At 64.7% G+C, this 1,915-nt stretch carries 2 protein-coding genes; both read right to left on the bottom strand.

Translation table 11 applies throughout. The features are described from left to right. On the bottom strand, positions 1 to 1,381 hold a 1,381-nt coding region (locus AX708_RS04160), incomplete at its 3' end, for an IS66 family transposase (protein WP_233999606.1). 128 nt (positions 1,382 to 1,509) lie between these two features. After that, complete coding sequence (tnpB, locus tag AX708_RS04155; protein WP_067489571.1) at positions 1,510 to 1,863, bottom strand: IS66 family insertion sequence element accessory protein TnpB; 354 nt, start codon at positions 1,861 to 1,863, stop codon at positions 1,510 to 1,512. Positions 1,864 to 1,915 lie beyond the last annotated feature (52 nt).

The raw sequence follows: 1,915 nt of genomic DNA, 5'->3' as shown, positions 1-1,915 counted from the left end.
TGCGCCCGACCGCGATGCCGCGCAGCGCGTTCTCGGCAAGGTTGTTGTCGATCTCGAGCCGTCCGTCCTGGGTGTAGGCGAGCAGCGCGGGTTTCAGCTTGACGGCATAGCGCAGCGCCTCGGCAAGCGGTGAGCGCGCCGATGCCTGGCCGAGCACGCTGTCTGCCCATGCGAAGAAATCGAGCGCAATGAGCTGTGATGCCGATCGCTGGCGCAGACGCTCCATGAGAGGCTCACCCCCAACCAACCGTTCGATCTCGTAGAGTTGCGCAATCATGGCGAGCCCCTTGCGCGCGGCAGAGCCGCGGTCAGCAACAAGCACGTCATGCAGCTTGCGCCTCGCATGCGCCCAGCAGGCGACGGGCGTGATTGGGCCGGGCTCGCGGCCTGAGTCATAGAGGGCGTTGAACCCCGCATAGGCATCGGCCTGCAGAAAGCCTGCAAAGGCCGCAAGATGCTCGCGCGGTCGCTCGCCCTTGCGATCGGGGCTATAGCGGAACAGGGCTGCGGGCTTGTCGCTGGGGCTCCATCGACGGTTATCGCGCAGATAGACCCATAATCGCCCGGTCGATGTCTTGCCCGTTCCGGGAGCCAGCACCGGGACGGGCGTGTCGTCGGCGTGGAGCTTCGGGCTCGCCATGACGTGTGAGCAAAGCCGCTCGACCAGTGGATCGAGCAGCCAGCTGACTTGACCGAGCCAGTCAGCCATCGTCGAGCGGGGAAGTTCGACGCCCTCGCGCGCATAGATCTGCGACTGGCGGTATAACGGCAGGTGATCGGCGAACTTGGCAACGATTATGTGCGCCAGCAGCCCGGGACCGGCACGGCCGCGCGGGATCGGCAGAGCGGGTGCTGGTGCTTGGGCGATGGTATCGCAGCACTTGCAGGCGACTTTGGGACGGACATGGCGCACCACGCGGAAGCTTGCGGGCACATATTCCAGCACTTCGGTGACGTCCTCACCTAGAACGCTCGCCTTACCGCCGCACGCCGCGCAGCGATCCGCGCCGGGCGCCGGATGCGTGATCACATCGCGCGGCAGATGATCGGGCAGCGGCGCGCGCTTGGGTTTGCGCCTGGGCTTCGGCTCTTCAGTCTCGTCCTGATCGACCTGCCCGCGCACGACGCACTCGGCATGGGCCTGCCGGGCTTCAAGATCCTCGAGCGTCAGCTCAAGTTGGTCGGCAAGCTGCGTCATGCGCTCGGACGACTGGCCGAACTTCATCCGCCGTAGCTTGGCAAGCTGGGCTTTGAGCTTCTCGATCTGAAGCGTCGTCAGCTTGATCGCGTTGCGTGCGGCACCGAGTTCGTCTCGCGTTGCATCGTGTGCTTTGCGCTCGTCAGCAAGCGCCTGTTCCGAAGCGGAAAGGCGCTCCTTCATTGCCTCGGCAAAGGCCCGAAGTTCGTCCGGATCGGAGGGTAAATCAAGGTCGGCGGGAGACACGAACAGCGGATAACATGATGGGCGATCTTGACCAAGCCGAAGGCAGGAAAACCGCGCCCGATTCGTTAGATATGCACAGGCCGTTTGGGCGGCTTTGGCGCCACCGTCCGCCGCCAATCCATAGCCTCCAGAAGCAGCGAAAACTGCGCCGGTGTCAGCACCACACCCCCATCGACCAGCGGCGGCCACACGAAGCGATGGCGCTCGAGCCGCTTGGCGAAAAGGCACAGGCCGGTGCCGTCCCAGATTAGCGCCTTGAGGTAGTTGCCGCGCTTGCTGCGGAACAGGAAAACGTGCCCACTGTAAGGGTCGAGCCTGAAGACTTCGCTGGCAAGCACGCTCAGGCCCGCAAAGCCCTTGCGCATATCGACCGGCTTGCTGGCGAGATAGACCTTGGTGCCCGGCGGCAGGCTCAGCATGGCACGGCCTTCAACGCGCGCAGAACCCGGGCGAGCGCCTTCTCGTTGACGA

The organism is Erythrobacter sp. CCH5-A1 (assembly GCF_001557115.1).
Lineage (GTDB): Bacteria > Pseudomonadota > Alphaproteobacteria > Sphingomonadales > Sphingomonadaceae > Erythrobacter.
Note: the sequence above shows the minus strand (reverse complement) of the source record. Positions and strands in the feature narration are given on the sequence as shown.